Here is a 1,013-nt window from a genome sequence, read left to right on the forward strand (position 1 = left end):
CAGCCTTCAAGCGACTCACCCGCGCGGACCTGTCCACGCTGACCCGCGCCGAACTCCAGGACCGCATCGAAGTGGAGAACGCCTACTGGGACCGCAAGTGCCGACGGGGCCTCAGCGAGGCCGACGCCGCTGCGCACCGTGAGTTCAGCGCGATCCTCCACGCTGCGGTCGACCCTGGCGCATCCTTGGCCCACGCACAGCACTACCTGGAGACCGGTGTGGACAACGGCTACTGGGATGAGAAGCCGGGTGCTCCGAGGAGCAAGCCGTGACCGCCCTCGTCCCGCGCCCGTCAGTGGACCGTTCAACCGACCACCCTGAGCTGAACATCCGCGCGACAAAAGCATGCTGGTCGCAAAACTCGGACGGCGTCTGGACGTGGTACCCGCAGCCTGACGGCGTGCAGTACGCCGTCGACCCACTGGCAGACGGGATGCTTCACCCGTTCGGCGCCTTCCATGAGGCCGGGCACGCGGTAATCGCCCTATCCCAAGGGATCGGAGTGGACGGCGTGCACCTACTCCCGGCCGAGGAGAACGTGTTCCACACCGTGGTCAGTGGCACGATTCCCCGAGAGTCTGGGTATTTGACGATGCTCGCGGCGGGAGAGCGGGCGTCTGACCGATGGCTGCGGGAGATCGGCGCATGGACGCCAGAGCGGGCATGGACCGCCGAACGCTGCGCCGAGGGTGACCGCGAGGAAGCCGTCGACTATGCGGCCCGGTGCGACGTGCCGTTCGACCTCACGGCCCACCCATGGGGCGGCTGGACACAGGTTTGCAGCTGGGCCGATGGAAGCCTGAACTACCACTGGCACCGCGTCTGTGCGGTCGCCGCAGCGCTGCTGGATGGCACGTCACTGGACGCCAAAGACGTCGCACGCATCTCCGGACTCGACAACCCGTCCGCCTGAACGCTTCCTGGAGAGCCCATGCCCGGCCGTGATCACACATTCCCCGTCCCACGCCCGTCGGCGGAGTTGTCGACCGACCGGCACGACCCCCGCGACGACT

Annotated in this window: 2 protein-coding genes; both read left to right on the forward strand. The window is 67.5% G+C overall.

Features of this window, described 5'->3' with window-relative positions; genetic code table 11:
* A partial coding sequence (locus tag IG02_RS37410; protein WP_037805207.1) for a hypothetical protein occupies positions 1-272 on the forward strand: 272 nt, incomplete at its 5' end.
* On the forward strand, positions 269-913 hold the full coding sequence (locus IG02_RS0135425; protein ID WP_030757712.1) for a hypothetical protein: 645 nt from the start codon (positions 269-271) through the stop codon (positions 911-913). The genes IG02_RS37410 and IG02_RS0135425, both read left to right, overlap by 4 nt.
* Positions 914-1,013: the final 100 nt, after the last annotated feature.

The sequence above is a fragment of the Streptomyces sp. NRRL F-5135 genome (genome assembly GCF_000719775.1).
In the GTDB taxonomy this organism is placed as follows: Bacteria; Actinomycetota; Actinomycetes; order Streptomycetales; family Streptomycetaceae; genus Streptomyces; species Streptomyces hebeiensis.